The 17,739-nt window shown below is 63.8% G+C and carries 15 protein-coding genes; 3 read left to right on the plus strand and 12 right to left on the minus strand.

What is annotated here, in order from left to right; genetic code table 11:
- Positions 1-89: 89 nt before the first annotated feature.
- Positions 90-551 carry a nucleoside deaminase gene (locus tag EXZ48_RS17845; protein WP_023513587.1) on the minus strand — a complete coding sequence of 154 codons (462 nt, stop codon included), beginning with the start codon at positions 549-551 and terminating at the stop codon, positions 90-92.
- Positions 548-1,870, minus strand: coding sequence for an NCS1 family nucleobase:cation symporter-1 (locus tag EXZ48_RS17850; RefSeq protein ID WP_245290437.1), 1,323 nt, complete (start codon positions 1,868-1,870; stop codon positions 548-550). Before EXZ48_RS17850 ends, EXZ48_RS17845 begins: the two co-directional genes overlap by 4 nt.
- 16 nt (positions 1,871-1,886) lie before the next feature.
- Here EXZ48_RS17850 and EXZ48_RS35270 point away from each other — a divergent pair, with 16 nt between their 5' ends.
- Positions 1,887-2,333, plus strand: coding sequence for a hypothetical protein (locus EXZ48_RS35270; protein WP_207900438.1), 447 nt, complete (start codon positions 1,887-1,889; stop codon positions 2,331-2,333).
- Positions 2,334-2,701: 368 nt separating this feature from the next.
- Here the strand turns inward: EXZ48_RS35270 and EXZ48_RS17855 are convergent, their stop codons facing one another.
- On the minus strand, positions 2,702-3,598 hold the full coding sequence (locus EXZ48_RS17855; RefSeq protein ID WP_023515043.1) for a LysR family transcriptional regulator VtlR: 897 nt from the start codon (positions 3,596-3,598) through the stop codon (positions 2,702-2,704).
- Between the two features lie 112 nt (positions 3,599-3,710).
- A complete protein-coding gene (trxB, locus tag EXZ48_RS17860) occupies positions 3,711-4,685 on the minus strand; it encodes a thioredoxin-disulfide reductase (protein ID WP_023515044.1) in 975 nt (324 codons plus the stop codon).
- A gap of 253 nt (positions 4,686-4,938) precedes the next feature.
- On the opposite strand from trxB, the gene EXZ48_RS17865 reads away from it, so the two are divergent.
- Positions 4,939-5,406, plus strand: coding sequence for an Lrp/AsnC family transcriptional regulator (locus EXZ48_RS17865; protein WP_023516337.1), 468 nt, complete (start codon positions 4,939-4,941; stop codon positions 5,404-5,406).
- Here the strand turns inward: EXZ48_RS17865 and EXZ48_RS17870 are convergent.
- Complete coding sequence (locus tag EXZ48_RS17870; RefSeq protein WP_130517382.1) at positions 5,378-6,361, minus strand: mitochondrial fission ELM1 family protein; 984 nt, start codon at positions 6,359-6,361, stop codon at positions 5,378-5,380. The two genes, EXZ48_RS17865 and EXZ48_RS17870, sit on opposite strands and share 29 nt — an antisense overlap.
- Before the next feature lies 1 nt (position 6,362).
- The gene (locus EXZ48_RS17875; protein WP_130517384.1) at positions 6,363-8,597 is read right to left on the minus strand and encodes a glycosyltransferase; all 2,235 of its coding nucleotides are present in this window, start codon (positions 8,595-8,597) and stop codon (positions 6,363-6,365) included.
- A 114-nt stretch (positions 8,598-8,711) separates the two neighbouring features.
- Between EXZ48_RS17875 and EXZ48_RS17880 the strand changes: the two genes are divergently transcribed.
- Positions 8,712-9,443: a hypothetical protein gene (locus tag EXZ48_RS17880; RefSeq protein WP_130517386.1), complete on the plus strand. Its 732-nt coding sequence runs from the start codon at positions 8,712-8,714 to the stop codon at positions 9,441-9,443.
- A 37-nt stretch (positions 9,444-9,480) separates the two neighbouring features.
- On the opposite strand, the gene EXZ48_RS17885 is transcribed toward EXZ48_RS17880, so the two are convergent.
- The 6 genes from EXZ48_RS17885 to EXZ48_RS17910 form a co-directional block, all read right to left on the minus strand.
- Positions 9,481-10,416: a GDP-L-fucose synthase gene (locus EXZ48_RS17885; RefSeq protein ID WP_130517388.1), complete on the minus strand. Its 936-nt coding sequence runs from the start codon at positions 10,414-10,416 to the stop codon at positions 9,481-9,483.
- Complete coding sequence (gene gmd, locus EXZ48_RS17890) at positions 10,417-11,487, minus strand: GDP-mannose 4,6-dehydratase (protein ID WP_130517390.1); 1,071 nt, start codon at positions 11,485-11,487, stop codon at positions 10,417-10,419. It lies immediately after the preceding gene.
- A gap of 87 nt (positions 11,488-11,574) precedes the next feature.
- Positions 11,575-12,651, minus strand: coding sequence for a glycosyltransferase family 10 domain-containing protein (locus tag EXZ48_RS17895; RefSeq protein ID WP_245462170.1), 1,077 nt, complete (start codon positions 12,649-12,651; stop codon positions 11,575-11,577).
- A 16-nt stretch (positions 12,652-12,667) separates the two neighbouring features.
- A complete protein-coding gene (gene greA, locus EXZ48_RS17900; RefSeq protein WP_024271251.1) occupies positions 12,668-13,144 on the minus strand; it encodes a transcription elongation factor GreA in 477 nt (158 codons plus the stop codon).
- A 313-nt stretch (positions 13,145-13,457) separates the two neighbouring features.
- Positions 13,458-16,940, minus strand: coding sequence for a carbamoyl-phosphate synthase large subunit (gene carB, locus EXZ48_RS17905; RefSeq protein WP_023515099.1), 3,483 nt, complete (start codon positions 16,938-16,940; stop codon positions 13,458-13,460).
- Between the two features lie 188 nt (positions 16,941-17,128).
- Positions 17,129-17,704, minus strand: coding sequence for a TetR/AcrR family transcriptional regulator (locus EXZ48_RS17910; RefSeq protein WP_130517392.1), 576 nt, complete (start codon positions 17,702-17,704; stop codon positions 17,129-17,131).
- Positions 17,705-17,739: the final 35 nt, after the last annotated feature.

A 17,739-nucleotide genomic window follows, 5' to 3' on the forward strand; every position in this document is an offset into this window, starting at 1 on the left:
CGGGTGATTTCCCATCCCTGGTGCCGAAGCGCGCCTGGAGAAAACTGTCACCCGGCGCCGGGATATCCGGCGCCGGGTGATGGGAAGCCTCAGCCTGCGCTGAACCGGTTCCAGCGATCCGGATGCCGGGCCTTGAAGTCCGAGACGAGATCGATGCAGCCGGGCTCGTTCAGCACGGTGAGTTCGACGTCCTGTGTTGCAAGCCAGTCGCACGCGCCCGGATAGTGGTGTGCTTCACCAACCACGATCCGGGAGACGCCGGCCACGATCGCTGCTCCGGCGCACATCGGGCAGGGCGCCTCGGTGGCAACGAGCGTCGCATTGTCCAGCGGGCCGTCATGGCCGGCGAGAAAGCTCTCCAGGCAGACCATTTCCGCGTGAGCCAGGAACCTGCGGTCCTGGATCTGTCGGTTGTGGCCCCTCGCAACGATCTGTCCGCCGACGACCAGGACCGAACCGAAGGGCATACCGCCGGAAGCGACGCCGTCGCGCGCCTCCGCAAGGGCCGCCTCCATCCACAGTCGATGGGTGGAATGGGGATCGTCGCTCACGCCGTCCGCTCCTTCCGGCCGGAGAAGGCATAGTGGAGAATGCCGCCGGCAAAGGCACCGAAGAACCAGGAGTAGGCGGCCACGCTCGCGAAGAGGGCGAGCTGGGAGATCGAGAGGGCGAAGATGCCGGCGAGCACCAGGGCAAGGATGGCATTCGGATTGAAGCCGTTCCGGTACCAGTACTTGCCGCGTGGATCTTCCGTATAAAGGCTGTCCAGGTCGATCGATTGTTTGCGGATGATGAAATAGTCGCAGATGATGATGCCGAAGATCGGACCGATAAACGCGCCGAGCGTGCCGAGCGTGTACTGCACCATGACCGCGTTGGCGTAGAGCTTCCACGGCATGACCATGACGGAGATGAGCGAGGCGAGAACGCCTGCACGCCGGAAGGTCAGGTATTTCGGGGCAAGGTTCGTCAGGTCCATGGCGGCCGAGACGAAGTTCGCCACGATGTTTGTCGCGATGGTTGCGGTCATGAAGGTGAGGGCGCCAAGCACGATCGCGGTCACGCTGTCGAGCCGGGCGACCAGGTGAACGGGGTCGGTGATGAGCTCGCCGAAAACCTTCAGTGCGCCTGATGTCGTGACGACGGTGACGAGGGCGAAGAGGGCAAAATTGATCGGCAGGCCGAGGAAGTTGGCGCGATTCATCGCCTCGCGCGATTTCATGAAGCGCGAGAAATCGGCAAAATTCAGCGTGGTGCCGGCAAACCAGGCAACCGTCAGGGCGACGGCGGTCAGCCAGGCCGAGAGAGCATCCCCACCGCTCAGGCTCTCCGAGCCGAGATTGAAGTCGATATGTTCCAGTCCGCCTGCCTTCCAGACGACCCAGCCGGCCATGGCGAACATCACGAGGTAGATCGCGGGGCCGGCCCAGTCCGTGAACTTACGGATGGCTTCCCAGCCGTAGTAGAAGACGGCGAGCTGCGAGAACCACATGACGAGGAAGCAGATCCATCCCAGCGTGGTCATTCCGAGAATGGAATCGTTGTTGAGCACGGCGGCACCGGGGGCCAGCCGCAGCGTGACCACGACCAGCGCGGTCGAGGCAACCCAGGTCTGGATGCCGTACCAGCATGTCGCTGTCGATGCCTTGATCATGCTCGGTATGTTGGCGCCGAAGACGCCGAATGCGGGGCGGCAGAATGCTGCAAAGGCGATGCCGTATTTCTGGCCGGCGCGGCCGGCGAGGTTGGTAAAGACGTAGATCAGCAAGATGCCGGTGATGAGCGCCGCGAAAACCTGAAAGCCACCGAGGCCGAGGGTGAAGAGGCTTGCTGCAAATACATACCCTGCCACACTATGGACGTTCGACATCCACATTGCGGATAGATTGTATACGCCCCATGTCTGCTCCTTTATCGGGGCAATGTCTTCATTGAATAGGTTATCGCTGACCGGCAGGGGCGAAGACCCCAAGCGCTGTGTTGAAGATGATGGTGTAGAATCCACGATTGTCTCCTCCGGACTCATTTTACCCTCCGGAATTCTGATTAATCCGGTTGGGATTTGTCGTATATTCGCCAAAGTCTGCCATTTAATCTGGAAATACATGAGGATTTCCAGGGATATACGGAAAAACACCATTGGCGGCGCCAGCTCCTTTGGCGCCGCTTCCATGTCTAGCATTGCTTTCATTGCGGGTGATGGAAAGTTTTCCAACGAAAAGGGAAAACATGATTGCAATAATCGCACACAATCAGAATCCAGATTGCATGCTATTTTTAAGCGCGCAGCCAGCGCAATTACCGGCGCCGGTAGGGGCAGCGAGATTTTGTAATCGTCGGAATGTCGGGAGGGCTCAGGGGCCCTTTGACGGCTTGGGCGGGCCTGCTCTGCTCGATACGATTGCTTCGAGCCGTCGGGTCACTGGCGTCTGTGCATGGAGACGCGTGCGGTCCTGCCCGGAACAGCGGGCCGTCTCTTATCGGAAGGCAAAAAAAGAGGGCCGCAAGATCAACTTGGGCCCTTTATAGTTTTGAAGGTAATAAAACCTCCAGAGGGGAACAGCTGGTGCGGTGGCACTGGGAGGAAAAAGCCACCAAAGTGCATCAGCTGCGTGCGATATGATGGTTTTGTGGGCATACATCAATCATTTAATGTGCATGCCAGCCATGCAGGTGGCGCAGGCCTTGCAAATCCGTTCGCTCAGAAGTTCCAGTTGCGTGCCTTCGCGACGATGAAATCCCTGAAAACCTTGAGCTTTGCGGAGTTCTTCATCTCGCTCGGATAGCAGAAGTAAGTGTCGAAGGACGGGATGTCGGCGCTGACCGGCAACTGGATGAGGCCCGGATCGCGCCCGACAATATAGTCCGGCAGCATCGCGACCCCGATGCCGAGCAGGCAGGCGCGCTTGATCGAGGTCTGGCTGTTGATCTGCAGGATGGACGGGCGGGGATTGTCGGAATCGCGGCCGGCGATCTCCAGCCAGTTGACGTCGAGCAGGTAGCTGGGCGCGGGCTCGCCGAAGGTGATGATCTTGTGGTTGTCGAGATCGTCGATCGACTGCGGTTCGCCATAGCGGTTGATGTAGGAAGGGGCGGCGTAGATGTGCATGTGCACGGTGAAGAGCCGGCGCCGGATGAGGTCGGACTGCTGCGGTTCGCGAAGGCGGATGGCGCAGTCGGCATGGCGCATGTTCACGTCCAGCTCCTCATTGTCGAGGATGAGCTGCACCTGCATGTCGGGATAGAGCGCGAGGAATTCCTGCACCTTGTCGGTCAGCCATCCCTGGCCGAGGCCGACCGTGGTGGTGATGCGCAGCTTGCCGCTTGGCTTTTCCGTGTTTTCCGTCAGCTGTACGCGCACGCTTTCGAGCTTCATCAGCACGTCGTGCGCGGTGCGATAGAGGATCTCGCCCTGCTCGGTGAGGATAAGGCCGCGAGCGTGGCGGTGGAAGAGCTTGATGCCGACATCCTGCTCCAGCGCGCTCACCTGACGGCTGATGGCCGATTGAGAAAGGTGCAGCTTGTCTGCGGCGTGCGTAAACGAGCCGGCCTCGGCTGCGGCGTGGAAAATCCGCAGCTTGTCCCAATCGAGTGGCATTCTATCCCCCATATGTCTTTGTGGCGGGGAGCGCGTGCTTCCCGCCCGGTCGCTGATTCAACTGTTCCCACGCGGGCGGTCGGGCTATCCCGCCGCCCTTTGTTGGCGGCTTCTACTCGGCCGCAATTGCGACAGGCATATGACCTGCAAGGTATTTTTCGGTTTCGAGGGCTGCCATGCAACCCATGCCGGCAGCCGTAACCGCCTGGCGATAGATGTCGTCGGTGACGTCGCCTGCGGCAAAAACGCCCGGCACGTCCGTCGCCGTGGAATCGGACGCCGTCCACAGATAGCCGTTCGGCTTCTGGCGCAGCTTGCCCTTGAAGAGCTCGACCGCCGGCGCGTGGCCGATCGCCACGAACACGCCGTCCGTCACCATGTCGCGCGTTTCGCCGGTCTTGACGTTGCGCAGCTTCACGCCGTTGACGGAAGCGGGCATCGGCGGCTTCGGATCGGCGCCGAGATATTCGACGACCTCGTGGTCCCAGACGATCTTGACGTTCTCCTTGGCGAACAGCCGCTCCTGGAGAATCTTTTCCGCGCGGAAACTGTCGCGGCGGTGCACGACCGTCACGGTCTTGGCGAGGTTGGAGAGATAGAGTGCTTCCTCCACGGCCGAATTGCCGCCGCCGACCACGATGACGTCCTTGTTGCGATAGAAGAACCCGTCGCAGGTGGCGCAGGCCGAGACGCCGAAACCCATGAACTTGTGTTCGGTATCGATGCCGAGCCACTTGGCCTTGGCGCCCGTCGCGATGATCAGCGCGTCGGCGGTCCATTCGGTGCCGCTGTCGGTGGAGATGCGGAAGGGGCGCACGTCGAGATCGACGTTCGTGACGAGGTCGTTGACGATCTCGGCGCCGACATGCTGGGCCTGCTTGAGCATCTGCTCCATCATCCACGGGCCCTGTACCGGATCGGCATAACCCGGATAGTTTTCCACATCCGTGGTGATCATCAGCTGGCCACCCTGTTCCATGCCGGCGATCAGCACCGGCTCCAGCATGGCGCGGGCGGTATAGATGGCGGCGGTGTAGCCGGCGGGGCCGGAGCCGATGATCAGTACCTTGACGTGGCGGGTGGACATGGTCGTTCCTTCCGGGGTTTTAACCCCAATGCGCCATTCCCCGCGCGAATGGCGCGCTCGGGTCCGGCCGGCGTGTCGTTGTTCGACCTTCATTTATGAAGGGAGCGCCATGAGTTTCAAGAGCATGCGGGGCTTTGCCAACAGACAAGCGAAGGCGCGTGACATATTTGTGCCGTTTGCGGTAACAATGTTGCGCTGATACGGCGATTCGGATCACTTCCGGTCGCCTCCCTGAAAGGTTTCAATAATTCCCATGTTTCGTGCAGAACTCGACGCCATCGACATCCGTATCCTGAAGGAGCTTCAGGCCGATGGCCGGATGACCAATGTGGAGCTTGCCGCCCGTGCCGGCATCTCCGCGCCGCCCTGTCTACGCCGCGTGCGCAAGCTGGAGGAGGCGGGCATCATCGAGGGTTACACCGCGATGCTGAATGCTCCCGCGCTCGGTTATGATCTTGTCGCCTTCTGCATGGTCGGGCTCAAGCACCAGTCGGAGGCGAATCTCAAGGCCTTTGCGGCCGCCACCGGCGAATGGCCGATGGTACGCCAGGCCTGGATGGTCTCCGGCGATAGCGATTTCCTTCTGCACTGCGTTGCCGAAAACCTCACGCGCTTCCAGGACTTCGTCATCGAGGAACTGACCGCCAATGCGCAGGTCGATACCGTGCGCACCATGCTGACGATCCGCCAGGTCAAGAAGGTCGGGTTGGTCGAGCTTTAGACAGTCTCCACCGTTTCAGGATCTCTTCCGCCAGCCCCGATGTCGAATTGACCGGGTTGCCACGGCCGTGGGCGGGCGCCTCCGGAAACCGGCCGATGACGGTTTCCTGCGACAACGCGGCGATCAGGCTGTCGATCTTCGGATGGCCGCCGGACGGGTAGAAGAGTTGTACGGGCACGCCGAGCGCGGCTGCTTCCCCGATCATGTTGGTCGAATCGGCCGTGACGACGATCTCGTCGGCCCAGGCGAGGTAGGAGAGCAGCGGGTTTTTCCCCGTTCCGTCCCAGAGATGCACGCCGGGGCGATTGCCGAGTCCCGCCAAGGCCTTAGCGAGCGGGGCTGGCGTGCGACGCGAAGTGGTTATCATCAGTCCACAGCCGTCTTCCAGTTTTGCATGAAGGCCACCAAGGAAGCGGTTGATATCGGCATCGGTGAAACGATGACGCCGGCCGTTGCCGCCGACGAGCACCGCGATCCGTGGCACGGGCAGGGGGGTGAGGATGTCCGCAAAGGCGGCATGCGCCTCTGCCAGCCGCTCCGGCAGAAGCCTGTTGGGGGCGGTGGTGACCACGAGGACATTGCTGCCGCGTGGCGCGTCGTGCTGCTGCACGATGAGCAGGTCCGCGCCATGCCGCCGGGTCCGGGGATCCTTGAAGAGCACACAGAAGGTCGAAGGAGAAAGCGCCTTCAGCCGGCGCAGATAAGGCACCGCCCGCCGGCCCGTGGCAAGGCAGATATCCGGAAAGGGCGGAGCGAGCGGCGAGCCGGCCTTGGCCGGTGCATCCTTCGGGTCGATCGGTCCCCAGGGCATCAGCCAGGTATAGGCACGCCGCGGTGCCACCCGCCGCAGGAGAGGTTCCGCCTCCATGGCCTCAGCGAGGCCGATCAGCGGCTGTTCGTCGCCGGCCTTGCCGTCCGTCAGGACCCAGACGACGGGAGGGGCGCTCTTCGCCATGTCAGCGCCGCGGCTCCACCGCCATCAGCCGCTCATAGGCGGAATATTCCTTTTCGAGCATCTGCCGGGTGGTGAAGTTGGCAAGCACATGTGCCCGGCCGTTCGCACCCATGGTTTTCAGGCGATCCGGATCGGCAAGCGCCTCGCCCAGCGCGGCGGCAAGCGCTGCGACGTCGCCGGGCGGCACCAGCCAGCCGGTCCTGCCGGCCAGAACCGTCTCCCGGCTGCCGCCGTGATCGGTCGCGATGACGGGTGTGCCCATCGCCTGCGCCTCGATCGCGGCACGGCCGAAGGCCTCCGGGTCGGTCGAAGCCGAAACCGCGAGATCGGCGGCGGCGAGGATGGCGGGAATATCCCGTCGGCTGCCGGTGAAGGTGACGCGGCCGTCAAGGCCGAGGCGTGCCATGTCGCGCTGAAGCTCGGCAACGAGCGCCTCCGAGCCGCCGCCGACGAAGGCGAGGCGAAGGTCGGGACGGTCGAGGCGTGCGGCGGCCTCCAGCAGCACGGCATGGCCCTTCCACCGCGTCACGCGGCCGACCATCACCACCAGCGGGCCAGGCTCCGTGGCGCCGAGTTCACGGCGCAGGGCGCCGCGTGTTTCGGCCGGAATGCGTGCCGGATCGAAGAGATCGGGCTCGACGCCGCGCGGGGCGACGATCACGCGCTCCCGCGGGAAGCCGTAGACAGCGACGATGTGGTCGCGGATGAACTGCGAATTCGCGATGACCAGCGGCACGCGCAACATGGCGCTGTTGTAGAAACGCTTGAGGGCGTTGCCGTGGCTGTAGACACCGTGGAAGGTCGTCAGGAAACGCACCGGCCGCCGTGCCAGGCGGCAGGCGAGAAGACCGACCCAGGCCGGTACGCGGCTGCGGGCATGGATGATGTCGATGCCTTCGGCATCGACCAGCCGCGCGACGGCCCGTGCGGCGGAAACAGCGGAAAAGAGTGATTTCTTTCCGACCGGCAGCGCGACGTGCCGGGCGCCTGCGGCTTCTGCCGCGGCGACGAGCGGGCCGCCCGCGCTGGCGATCCAGTTCGGCAGGCCGAGTTCGCCGAGATGGCCGGCCATCTCCACGGCGCTGCGTTCCACGCCACCGTCGCCAAGCGCGGGAAGGAGCTGGAGGATGCGCGGTCCGGCGGCCGCCGTGCCCTGCTGCGGAGGCGTCAGGAAGTCCCCGATCTTGTGCTGCCAGGTCTGCTCACGGGCGTGCCGACGGGCGCTTTCGCCGAGCCGGAGCCGGAGGTCGCGGTCACCGAGGAGCCTGTCCAGCGTTGCCGTCACGGATGCCGTATCGGCGCCGTCGCACAGAAGGCCTGTCTTGCCGTCGAGCACGGCATCCGCCGCGCCACCCTCGCGGCCGGCAAGGCCGGGGGCGCCGTACCAGGCGGCTTCCAGATAGACGAGGCCGAATCCCTCGACGGAATTGCCCTCGCGGCGCGCCGGCATGGCGAAGACGTCGGCGAGTTCCAGAAGAGCCGCCTTTTCCGTATCCGATACGCGGCCGTGGAAGATGACGGCGCCGGCGATGCCGGCGTCCCTGGCGAGGGCTTCGAGCCGGGCGCGGTCCGCGCCGTCGCCGGCGACGTGCAGGGTCAGGCCGGGATAGGCCGGGTGCAGCGCCGCGACGGCCTCGATGAGCCGGTCCACGCCCTTGCGCGGCTCCAGCCGGCAGAGCGTCACGACCTGCAGTCCGTCGCCATGGGCTGTCCGTAGTGCCGCCAGCCGGTCGGGATCGGCCGGAGTCTGTGCCGGCACGGTGGGGGTGACGGTGCGCAGCCGGCCAGCCGCCACATAGGGCGCGGCAAGGCCGGCGGTGAAGCTGGAATTGGCGATGACGTCCTTCGCCTTGGCCATCGCCGCCTGGATGCGCTGCGCCTTGCGCGGGGTGGGGGCGGCAGGAAATTCCATGCCATGGGCGAGCACGGTGACCGGAACGGTGTCCACACGCAGGTTTTCCACGCTTTTCCAGGTATCGGCGATAATCCGGTCATAGGCGCCGGCGCGCACGAGGCGCGCAGCCTCCCGCGCCTTGCGCCAGCGCCGCAGCGGTTTCCATCCGGAGAATCGGGCAATTCCGTAGGGACGTTCCTTGTCGGAAGCATCGGGCTTGCCGTCGGCCAGCACGGTGACGGCATGGCCGCCCTCCTGCAAGGCAAGCGCCATCGAGCCCATCATATTCTCGATCCCGCCGACGACAGGGGGAAAGCATTGCGTGAGGATGAGAATGTTCATGGGGTGCTGGGGCTCGAAAATGCGGCGCGGTCGCGGAACTCCTATCACCGCCGACCGATATGGTCTATGGAGGCGCCGGCGCGCAATCGGCGCGTTCCAGTGGAGATGATGCGGATGCAGACGATCGTATGCATGAAATGGGGCACGCGCTATCCGGCGGATTACGTCAACCGCCTGTGGTCCATGATCAAGCGCAATACGGTTCGTCAGACGCGGCTCGTCTGCTTCACGGAAGATGCCGAAGGCATCGATCCCGCGGTCTCCGTCTTTCCGCTGCCGCCGATCACCATTCCCGAGCGCGTCGCCTGGAAGCCGTGGCGCAAGATTTCGCTGTGGCAGGCGCCGCTGGCCGACCTTGAGGGCGACGTGCTGTTCGTCGATCTCGACGTGGTCATCACCGGGCCGCTCGACGATTTCTTCGATTATGCGCCCGGCAAATTCTGCATTGCGGAAAACTGGACGCAGCTCGGCCAGGGCATCGGCAACACTTCGGTCTACCGCTGGACGGTCGGCACCAACACGCACGTGTATGACGACTTCATCCGCGACCCCGACGCCAAGGTCAACAAGCACACGATTTCGCAGCGCTACGTTTCCGCCGCCGCCGAAAACATGACCTACTGGCCGGCCGAGTGGTGCGTCAGTTTCAAACACACGCTCTTGCCGCGCTGGCCGCTGAACTTCTTCAAGGACGTGCCGCTTCCCTCAGGCACGCGCATCGTTGCCTTCACCGGCAAGCCCGATCCCGACGAGGCCGTGATCGGGCAATGGCCGGTCTCGGCCTGGTGGAAGAAGGCCTACAAGCATGTCCGGCCGACGCGCTGGATCGACGAGAACTGGCGCTGAGACGCACGACGTTCCCGATTTCTGATGCCGTGCCTTTCTATTGCTTGAGGGTATCGAGGTACCAGCGGTAGGCGCGGGCAATTCCGTCGCGAAGTTCCGTGGCGGGCTTCCAACCCATCGCCGCCAGCTTGGCGCTCGACATCAGCTTGCGCGGCGTCCCATCCGGTTTGGAGGGATCGGTCTCGATCCGCCCCTTGAAGCCGACGACCTCGGCGACGAGCCGCATGAGGTCGAGAATGGCGATGTCCTCGCCAGAACCGACATTAACGTGTTCGTAGTCCTCGTAATTCTTGAGCAGGAAGACCAGCGCATCGGAGCAGTCCTCGCTGAACAGGAACTCGCGGCGCGGCGATCCGGTGCCCCAGATCGTCACATGGTCGAGGCCGGCCAGTTTCGCCTCATGCGCCTTGCGGATCAGCGCCGGCAGCACATGGCTGGTCTTGAGGTCGAAATTGTCGTTCGGGCCGTAGAGGTTGGTGGGCATGGCCGAGATGAAGCGGGCGCCGTGCTGCTTCATATAGGCCTGGCAGAGCTTTATGCCGGCGATCTTGGCGATGGCATACCATTCGTTGGTCGGCTCCAGCGCGCCGGTCAAAAGTGCGCTCTCGGTGATCGGCTGGTCGGCGAATTTCGGATAGATGCAGCTTGAGCCGAGGAAGAGCAGCTTCTCGACCCCGGCCTCGTGCGCCGACTTGATGACGTTCATCTCCATCGCGAGATTGCGCTGGAGGAACTCCACGGGCTCGCGGTCATTGGCAAGGATGCCGCCGACCTTCGCCGCCGCCATCACCACCGCCTGCGGCCGCTCCGCCGCGAAGAAGCGCTCGACATCCGCCTGCCGCTCGAGGTCCACCGTGTCGCGCGGCGCGGTCAGCACCGTGCAGTTCTCCGCCGCCAGCCGCTTGGCGATGGCGCTGCCGACCATGCCGCGATGACCGGCGACGAAGACGCGTTTTCCTGCAAGGTCGTACATTCAGAGATGGCCCTTTTCCGCATAGTTTCTCTGCATGAGCTTCAGGTCTTCCCGCACCATTTCCCGGGCAAGCTCGTGCGCGCCCGTTTCATGACGCCAGCCGAGCACCCGCTCGGCCTTCGAGGGATCGCCGAGCAGGAGATCGACTTCTGTCGGGCGGAAGTAGCGCGGGTCGATGGAGACGAGCTGCTTGCCCGTCGCCGCATCATAACCCTTCTCGTCGACGCCCACGCCCTCCCAGCGGATGGCGATGCCGGCTTCGGCGAAGGACCATTCGGCAAACTGGCGCACGGTGGTCGTCTCGCCAGTCGCCAGCACATAATCGTCGGCCTGTGCCTGCTGCAGCATCAACCACATGCCGCGCACATATTCCTTCGCATGCCCCCAGTCGCGCTTGGCGTCGAGATTGCCGAGGAAGAGCTGGTCCTGCTGGCCGAGCGTGATGGCGGCGACGGCGCGGGTGATCTTGCGTGTCACGAAGGTCTCGCCGCGCAGCGGGCTTTCATGGTTGAAAAGGATGCCGTTCGAGGCATGCATGCCGTAGGCTTCGCGATAGTTGACGACGATCCAGTAGGCGTAGAGCTTTGCCGCGGCATAGGGCGAGCGGGGATAGAAGGGTGTCGTCTCGCTCTGGGGAACCTCCTGCACCTTGCCGTAGAGTTCCGACGTGGACGCCTGGTAGAAGCGCGTCTTCTTCTCGAGGCCGAGGATGCGGATCGCTTCCAGCATGCGCAGCGTGCCGATGGCGTCGGCATTGGCGGTATATTCCGGCGTCTCGAAGCTCACCTGCACATGGCTCTGGGCGGCAAGGTTGTAGATCTCGTCCGGCTGGGTCTGCTGGACGATGCGCACGAGATTCGTCGCGTCCGTCATGTCGCCGTAGTGCAGGAAAAGCTGCGGGTCCGGCTCGTGCGGATCCTCGTAGATGTGCTCGATGCGGCCCGTGTTGAACGAGGAGGACCGCCGCTTGATGCCATGCACGATGTAGCCCTTGTCGAGCAGCAGCTGCGCCAGATAGGCGCCGTCCTGGCCCGTCACACCCGTTATCAAAGCCACCGGTTTCTTGGACACGTCTGTTCTCCAGGATGAATGCGGGTTTTGAAGCAATTCCGGCAAAAGCGTCTAGCGGTTATGCGTCCGGAAATGCTGGAAGATACTCTAGCGTGCCAGCAGCCCGGCAATGCGATTTTTCAGGTGCAGCGCCTCGCGGAAGACGAAATCGCCGGCCGTCAGCAACGGATGACCCTGCCGCGCGGCCCGCTGGCTTTTCAGTACGGCCTTGCCTTCGCCCTTCGGACGGGTGCCGTTCTTCTCCACCACATCGGCGATCAGTGCGACGAGGTTGTGGTCTTCCAGCACACGCCGCCGCGCTTCGTGGATGGCGGGCAGCCGCTTTTCATATTCGTTGTTGTCGATCGCCTCGCGCATGATGCGCCAGGCCTCGTCCGGCTTGCGGATGTCGATGGCGATGAAGCTCTCGGCCGGAAAATAGTCGGCGGCGTTCGGTGCACCGAAATAGAACGGCAGCGACAGGCCCAGAAAGGGGTCTGCCAGCTTTTCCGTGAAATGGTGCGGGGCGAGGTGGTTCTCGATGGCGATGTGGTACTTGTAGGGATCGATCGATTCCGCCTTGTCGTCGACCGGCCTATGGCCGCGGCCGAAGACGTCGAGATCGGGCATGCGGGCGGCCATGGCCTGCGTGAAATCATAACGCAGCCGGTGCAGCGTATGACCCTGCCGCTTGGTCGAGCAGACCGTGCCGATGACCTTGGTCTTTTCCGGAAAATGACCGGCAATCTCGTCGGCGGTCACCAGATGACGGCTGCCTTCGCCATAGAACCAGCGCAGGCCCGCCTGGCTCCAGATGCGGCCGGGATGGCGGAGCGCAAAGGGTTCCTGGCTTGTTACCACATGGCCGAACTGCCGCGTGAAAGCGCGGCCGTAGATCTTGATGCCCGACGGCTCGGTGGTGAAGAGGATGGTGTTTTCGGGTGCGCAGGCGAGATCTTCCACCCGCATCGAGCGACGCTCGTTGCCGGCCGATGGCAAGTTCTCGTAGACCGCCAGCCAGTCGTAGTTGCGCGCCTCGGGATCGAAGGTGAAGACGAGGCCGCGCGATGCGGAGAAACCGGACGGCACCTGCCGGGCGAGGGGACTTATGCCATGGGTCCGGTTGACCCGGTCCATGACCTTGACCACCGTCGGGCCGGTGCCGTTCTTGCCTGTGGAAAGCATGGGGCTCCCTTGTCCATCACCCCCAAGTGACGGCGAGGATCTCGTAGGCCTTGGAGCCACCCGGCGCGTTCACCTCGATCGAATCGCCGACTTCCTTGCCGATCAGCGCACGGGCGATCGGCGAGGAGATGGAGATGCGGCCCTGCTTCACGTCGGCTTCCTGGTCGCCGACGATCTGGTAGACCTTCTCTTCCTCGGTGTCCTCGTCGACAAGCTTCACCTTGGCGCCGAACTTGATCTTGGAGCCGGACATCTTGGAGAGGTCGATCACCTCGGCGCGCGCGACGAAGTCTTCGAGCTCCGTGATGCGGCCTTCATTGTGGCTCTGGGCTTCCTTGGCAGCGTGGTACTCGGCATTTTCCGACAGGTCGCCATGGGCGCGTGCCTCGGCAATCGCCTCGATGATTCGCGGACGCTCTTCCTGCTGACGCCAGCGCAGTTCTTCCTGCAGCTTGACGAAACCGCCCTGAGTCATCGGTACCTTTTCAACCATTTTATCTTGTCCTTCAGCCCGCGCCGCCCAAGCTATCGCCTGCGCGAACGCAAAAAGAAAACGGTCTCCAGAGAAGATTCTCCGGAACCGTCGAAAGCAATTGAACGACCCTTATAACAGATTGAGTCGTCCGAAAGCCAGTTTTTTCGCCGCCGGCCGGCCTCCGCCCACAATTGGTCGAGCAAACATCCGTTGCAGGTGTGTCGTCGATCTCTCGGATGACGTGTGGGCCCGAGGTAGGGAGGACAGGCGGAAAACAAAAGCCGGGCGACGGGCGCCCGGCTTCTGCGATCCTGTGGAGAAAGGGTCTTTCTCAGAAATAGGCCTGAAGCGGCCGCACTTCCAGCTGGCCCTGCTTCAGGGCCTTGATCGCCTTGGCGGCGGCGTCGGCGCCGGCCATGGTGGTGTAGTAGGGCACCTTCTGCATCAGCGCGGCGCGGCGCAGCGACTTCGAATCCGAGATCGCCTTGTTGCTGTCCGTCGTGTTGATGACGAGCTGGACCTGGCGGTTGCGGATGGCGTCTTCGACATGCGGACGGCCTTCCTGCACCTTGTTGACCTTGACCGCCTCGATGCCGTTTTCGCGGAGGAAGCGGGCGGTGCCCGAGGTCGCCATCACCTTGAAGCCGATCTCCGTCAGAAGGCGCACGGTGCCGAGCACGCGCTCCTTGTCGCCGTCCCGCACCGATACGAAGACCGTGCCTTCACGCGGCAGGTCGACGCCGGCGCCGAGCTGCGACTTGGCGAAGGCCAGCGCGAAATCCGTGTCGAGGCCGATGACCTCGCCGGTCGAGCGCATTTCCGGGCCGAGCAGCGTGTCGACGCCCGGGAAGCGGGCGAAGGGGAAGACGGCTTCCTTGACGGCGATGTGCTTCAGGTTGCGCGGGTCGGGCTTCTCGCCATAGGCGGCGATGGCGGCGTCCAGCGTTTCGCCGGCCATGACGCGGGCGGCGATCTTGGCGATCGGCGCGCCGATGGTCTTGGCGACGAAGGGCACGGTGCGCGAGGCACGCGGGTTCACTTCGAGAACGTAGATCGTGCCGTCCTTGATGGCGTATTGCACGTTCATCAGGCCGCCGACATTCAGCGCCTTGGCCAGCGCCTTCGTCTGGCGCTCCAGCTCGTCGACGATCTCGTTGGAGAGCGTGTGCACCGGCAGCGAGCAGGCCGAGTCGCCCGAATGGATGCCGGCTTCCTCGATATGCTCCATGATGCCGGAGACGAAGACGTCCTTGCCGTCGCAGAGCGCGTCCACATCCACTTCCACCGCGTTCGACAGGTAGCTGTCGAAGAGCAGCGGGTTCTTGCCGAGCAGCGTGTTGATCTGGCCGGTCTTGTCGTTCGGATAGCGCTGCTTGATGTCCTCCGGCACCAGTTCCGGCACCGTGTCGAGCAGGTAGGTCTGCAGCATCGATTCCGAATGGATGATCTGCATGGCGCGGCCGCCGAGCACGTAGGACGGGCGCACGACCAGCGGGAAGCCGATCTCGCCGGCGATCAGGCGCGCCTGTTCGACGGAATAGGCGATGCCGTTGTTCGGCTGGGTGAGGTCCAGCTTCTGCAGCAGCTTCTGGAAGCGGTCGCGGTCCTCGGCAAGGTCGATCATGTCAGGCGCGGTGCCGAGGATCGGGATGCCGTTCTTTTCCAGGGCCTCGGCAAGTTTCAGCGGCGTCTGGCCGCCGAATTGCACTATGACGCCGACGACTTCGCCGTTGGTCTGCTCGGCCTTGAGGATCTCGATGACGTCTTCGGCCGTCAGCGGCTCGAAATAGAGGCGATCGGACGTGTCGTAGTCGGTCGAGACGGTTTCCGGGTTGCAGTTGACCATGATCGCTTCATAGCCGGCATCCTTCAGCGCGAAGGCGGCGTGGCAGCAGCAATAGTCGAACTCGATGCCCTGGCCGATGCGGTTCGGGCCGCCGCCGAGGATGACCACCTTCTTGCGATCCGAAATGCCGGCCTCCGAGCGCGTCGCGCCTGCGAACGGCGTCTCGTAGGTCGAATACATGTAGGCGGTGGGCGAGGCGAATTCGGCTGCGCAGGTGTCGATGCGCTTGAAGACCGGGCGCACATTGAGGCCGTTGCGCAGTTCCGCGACTTCCTTCGGGCGCTTGCCGGAGAGCGTGGCGAGGCGCGCGTCGGAGAAGCCCATGGCTTTGAGCATGCGCAGGTTCTCGGCGTCCTCAGGCAGGCCGTGCTCGCGGATGCGGGTCTCCATGTCGACGATGGCCTTGAACTGTTCGAGGAACCACGGGTCGATCTTCGAGCCTTCGTGCACCTCTTCCAGCGTCAGACCGAGACGCAGCGCCTGGGCCACCATGCGCAGGCGGTCCGGCGTCGGCGTGGAGATGGCTGCGCGGATGGCGTTCTTGTCGTTGCCGTCGCCAAGGCCGGGGATCTCGATCTCGTCGAGGCCGGTGAGGCCGGTTTCGAGGCCGCGCAGCGCCTTCTGCAGCGATTCGGCGAAGGTGCGGCCGATGGCCATGACTTCACCGACCGACTTCATCGCGGTCGTCAGCGTCGGCTCGGCGCCGGGGAATTTTTCGAAGGCGAAACGCGGGATCTTCGTCACCACGTAATCGATCGACGGCTCGAACGAGGCCGGGGTCGCGCCGCCGGTAATGTCGTTCTCCAGTTCGTCCAGCGTGTAGCCGATGGCGAGCTTTGCGGCGATTTTCGCGATCGGGAAGCCGGTCGCCTTCGATGCCAGGGCGGAAGAGCGCGAGACGCGCGGGTTCATCTCGATGACGACGAGGCGGCCATTGGCCGGGTTGACGGCGAACTGCACGTTCGAGCCGCCGGTCTCCACCCCGATCTCGCGCAGCACCGCGATCGAGGCGTTGCGCATGATCTGGTATTCCTTGTCCGTCAGGGTCAGGGCAGGGGCGACCGTAATCGAATCACCCGTATGCACGCCCATCGGGTCGATGTTCTCGATGGAGCAGATGATGATGCAGTTGTCCGCCTTGTCGCGGACGACCTCCATCTCATATTCCTTCCAGCCGAGAACGGACTCTTCGATCAGCACTTCCGTCGTCGGCGAGGCGTCGAGGCCGGAATTGACGATCTCGAAGAATTCCGAGCGGTTGTAGGCGATGCCGCCGCCGGTGCCGCCGAGCGTGAAGGACGGGCGGATGATGGCGGGCAGGCCGATGACGTCGAGCGCTTGCGCGCCGATCGCCATGGCGTGGCTCATGTAGCGCTGCTTGCGGTCGGTTTCGCCGAGGTTCCACTGGTTTTCCAGCTCGTCCAGCGCCTTGTCGAGGGCGTCGCCGGAAAGCTCGGCTTTCAGCTTGGCGCGCTCGGCCTCGTGAACCTTGCGGTCCTGATCCTTGATCTCGGTGGCGTTGGCGAGCAGCGAGCGCGGGGTTTCGAGGCCGATGCGGGCCATGGCTTCGCGGAAGAGGGCCCGGTCCTCGGCCATGTCGATGGCGGCGGGTTTGGCGCCGATCATCTCCACATTATAGCGGTCGAGCACGCCCATGCGCTTGAGCGAGAGGGCGGTGTTGAGCGCCGTCTGGCCGCCCATCGTCGGCAGAAGCGCGTCCGGACGCTCCTTGGCGATGATCTTGGCGACGACCTCGGGGGTGATCGGCTCGACATAGGTGGCGTCGGCAAGACCCGGGTCGGTCATGATCGTCGCCGGATTGGAGTTGACGAGGATGACGCGGTAGCCTTCCTCCTTCAGCGCCTTGCAGGCCTGGGTGCCGGAATAGTCGAATTCGCAGGCCTGACCGATGACGATCGGCCCCGCGCCGATGATGAGGATCGATTTCAAATCTTGGCGCTTGGGCATCTCTTTATCCGTTCTCTTCGCTTCGGCCGCGTGCGCGAAAAACCGGCATGGCGATGGGTTCACCGGGCCGGGCGCGCAAAAATGGTCTTTCAAGGCTAGAAGCGGCTTATAGGCAAATGCGCGGGCGAGCGGAACCCCGAAAATGGAGCAATCGACAGGAAATATGCTGGCCCGCCGCACGGGCAGCCTCAGGCGCGTGCGGCGTCGATATAGGCCTGGATCGAGCGGCCAACCTCCGCGACCAGCCGCGCGTGCGGCAGCGCCACGACGGGGGGGAGCTTCAGCACGTAGCGGGTGAAGGCGAGGCCGAGGATCTGGGTTGCCACCAGACCGGCGACGGCGGGCGTGTCCGGTCCGGCCATCCGTGCGATGGCGGGAGCGACCTGGGTTGCGAAAATCTCGTGCAGCCGCGCGGCGGCCAGCTCGTTCGATGCGGCCGAGCGCAGAGCGATCGGCAGGGCGGTGGTGCCCCCGTCGCCTTCCCATACGGTGAGGAAGTGTCGGACCAGCGCCTCGCCCACCGCGTTGCGGGGAAGGACGGAGAGATCGGGCAGCCGGAGATCGAGATCGGCCGCGCGGGCAAACAGGGCGTCCTTTCCGCCGAAGTAGCGGATCACCATGGCCGGGTCGATCGCGGCGGCGGCGGCAATGTCGCGTACGGTCGTGCCGTCGTAGCCCTTTTGCGCGAAGAGCAGGCGCGCGGCCTCCAGAATGGCCTCGCGCGTACGGTCGGACTTCGTTTTCTTCACGGGAGAATCGGTCATGGTGTGAAAATGCCAACGCATGTTGACAAATTCAA

Source organism: Shinella sp. JR1-6, assembly GCF_004284735.1.
Taxonomy (GTDB): domain Bacteria; phylum Pseudomonadota; class Alphaproteobacteria; order Rhizobiales; family Rhizobiaceae; genus Shinella.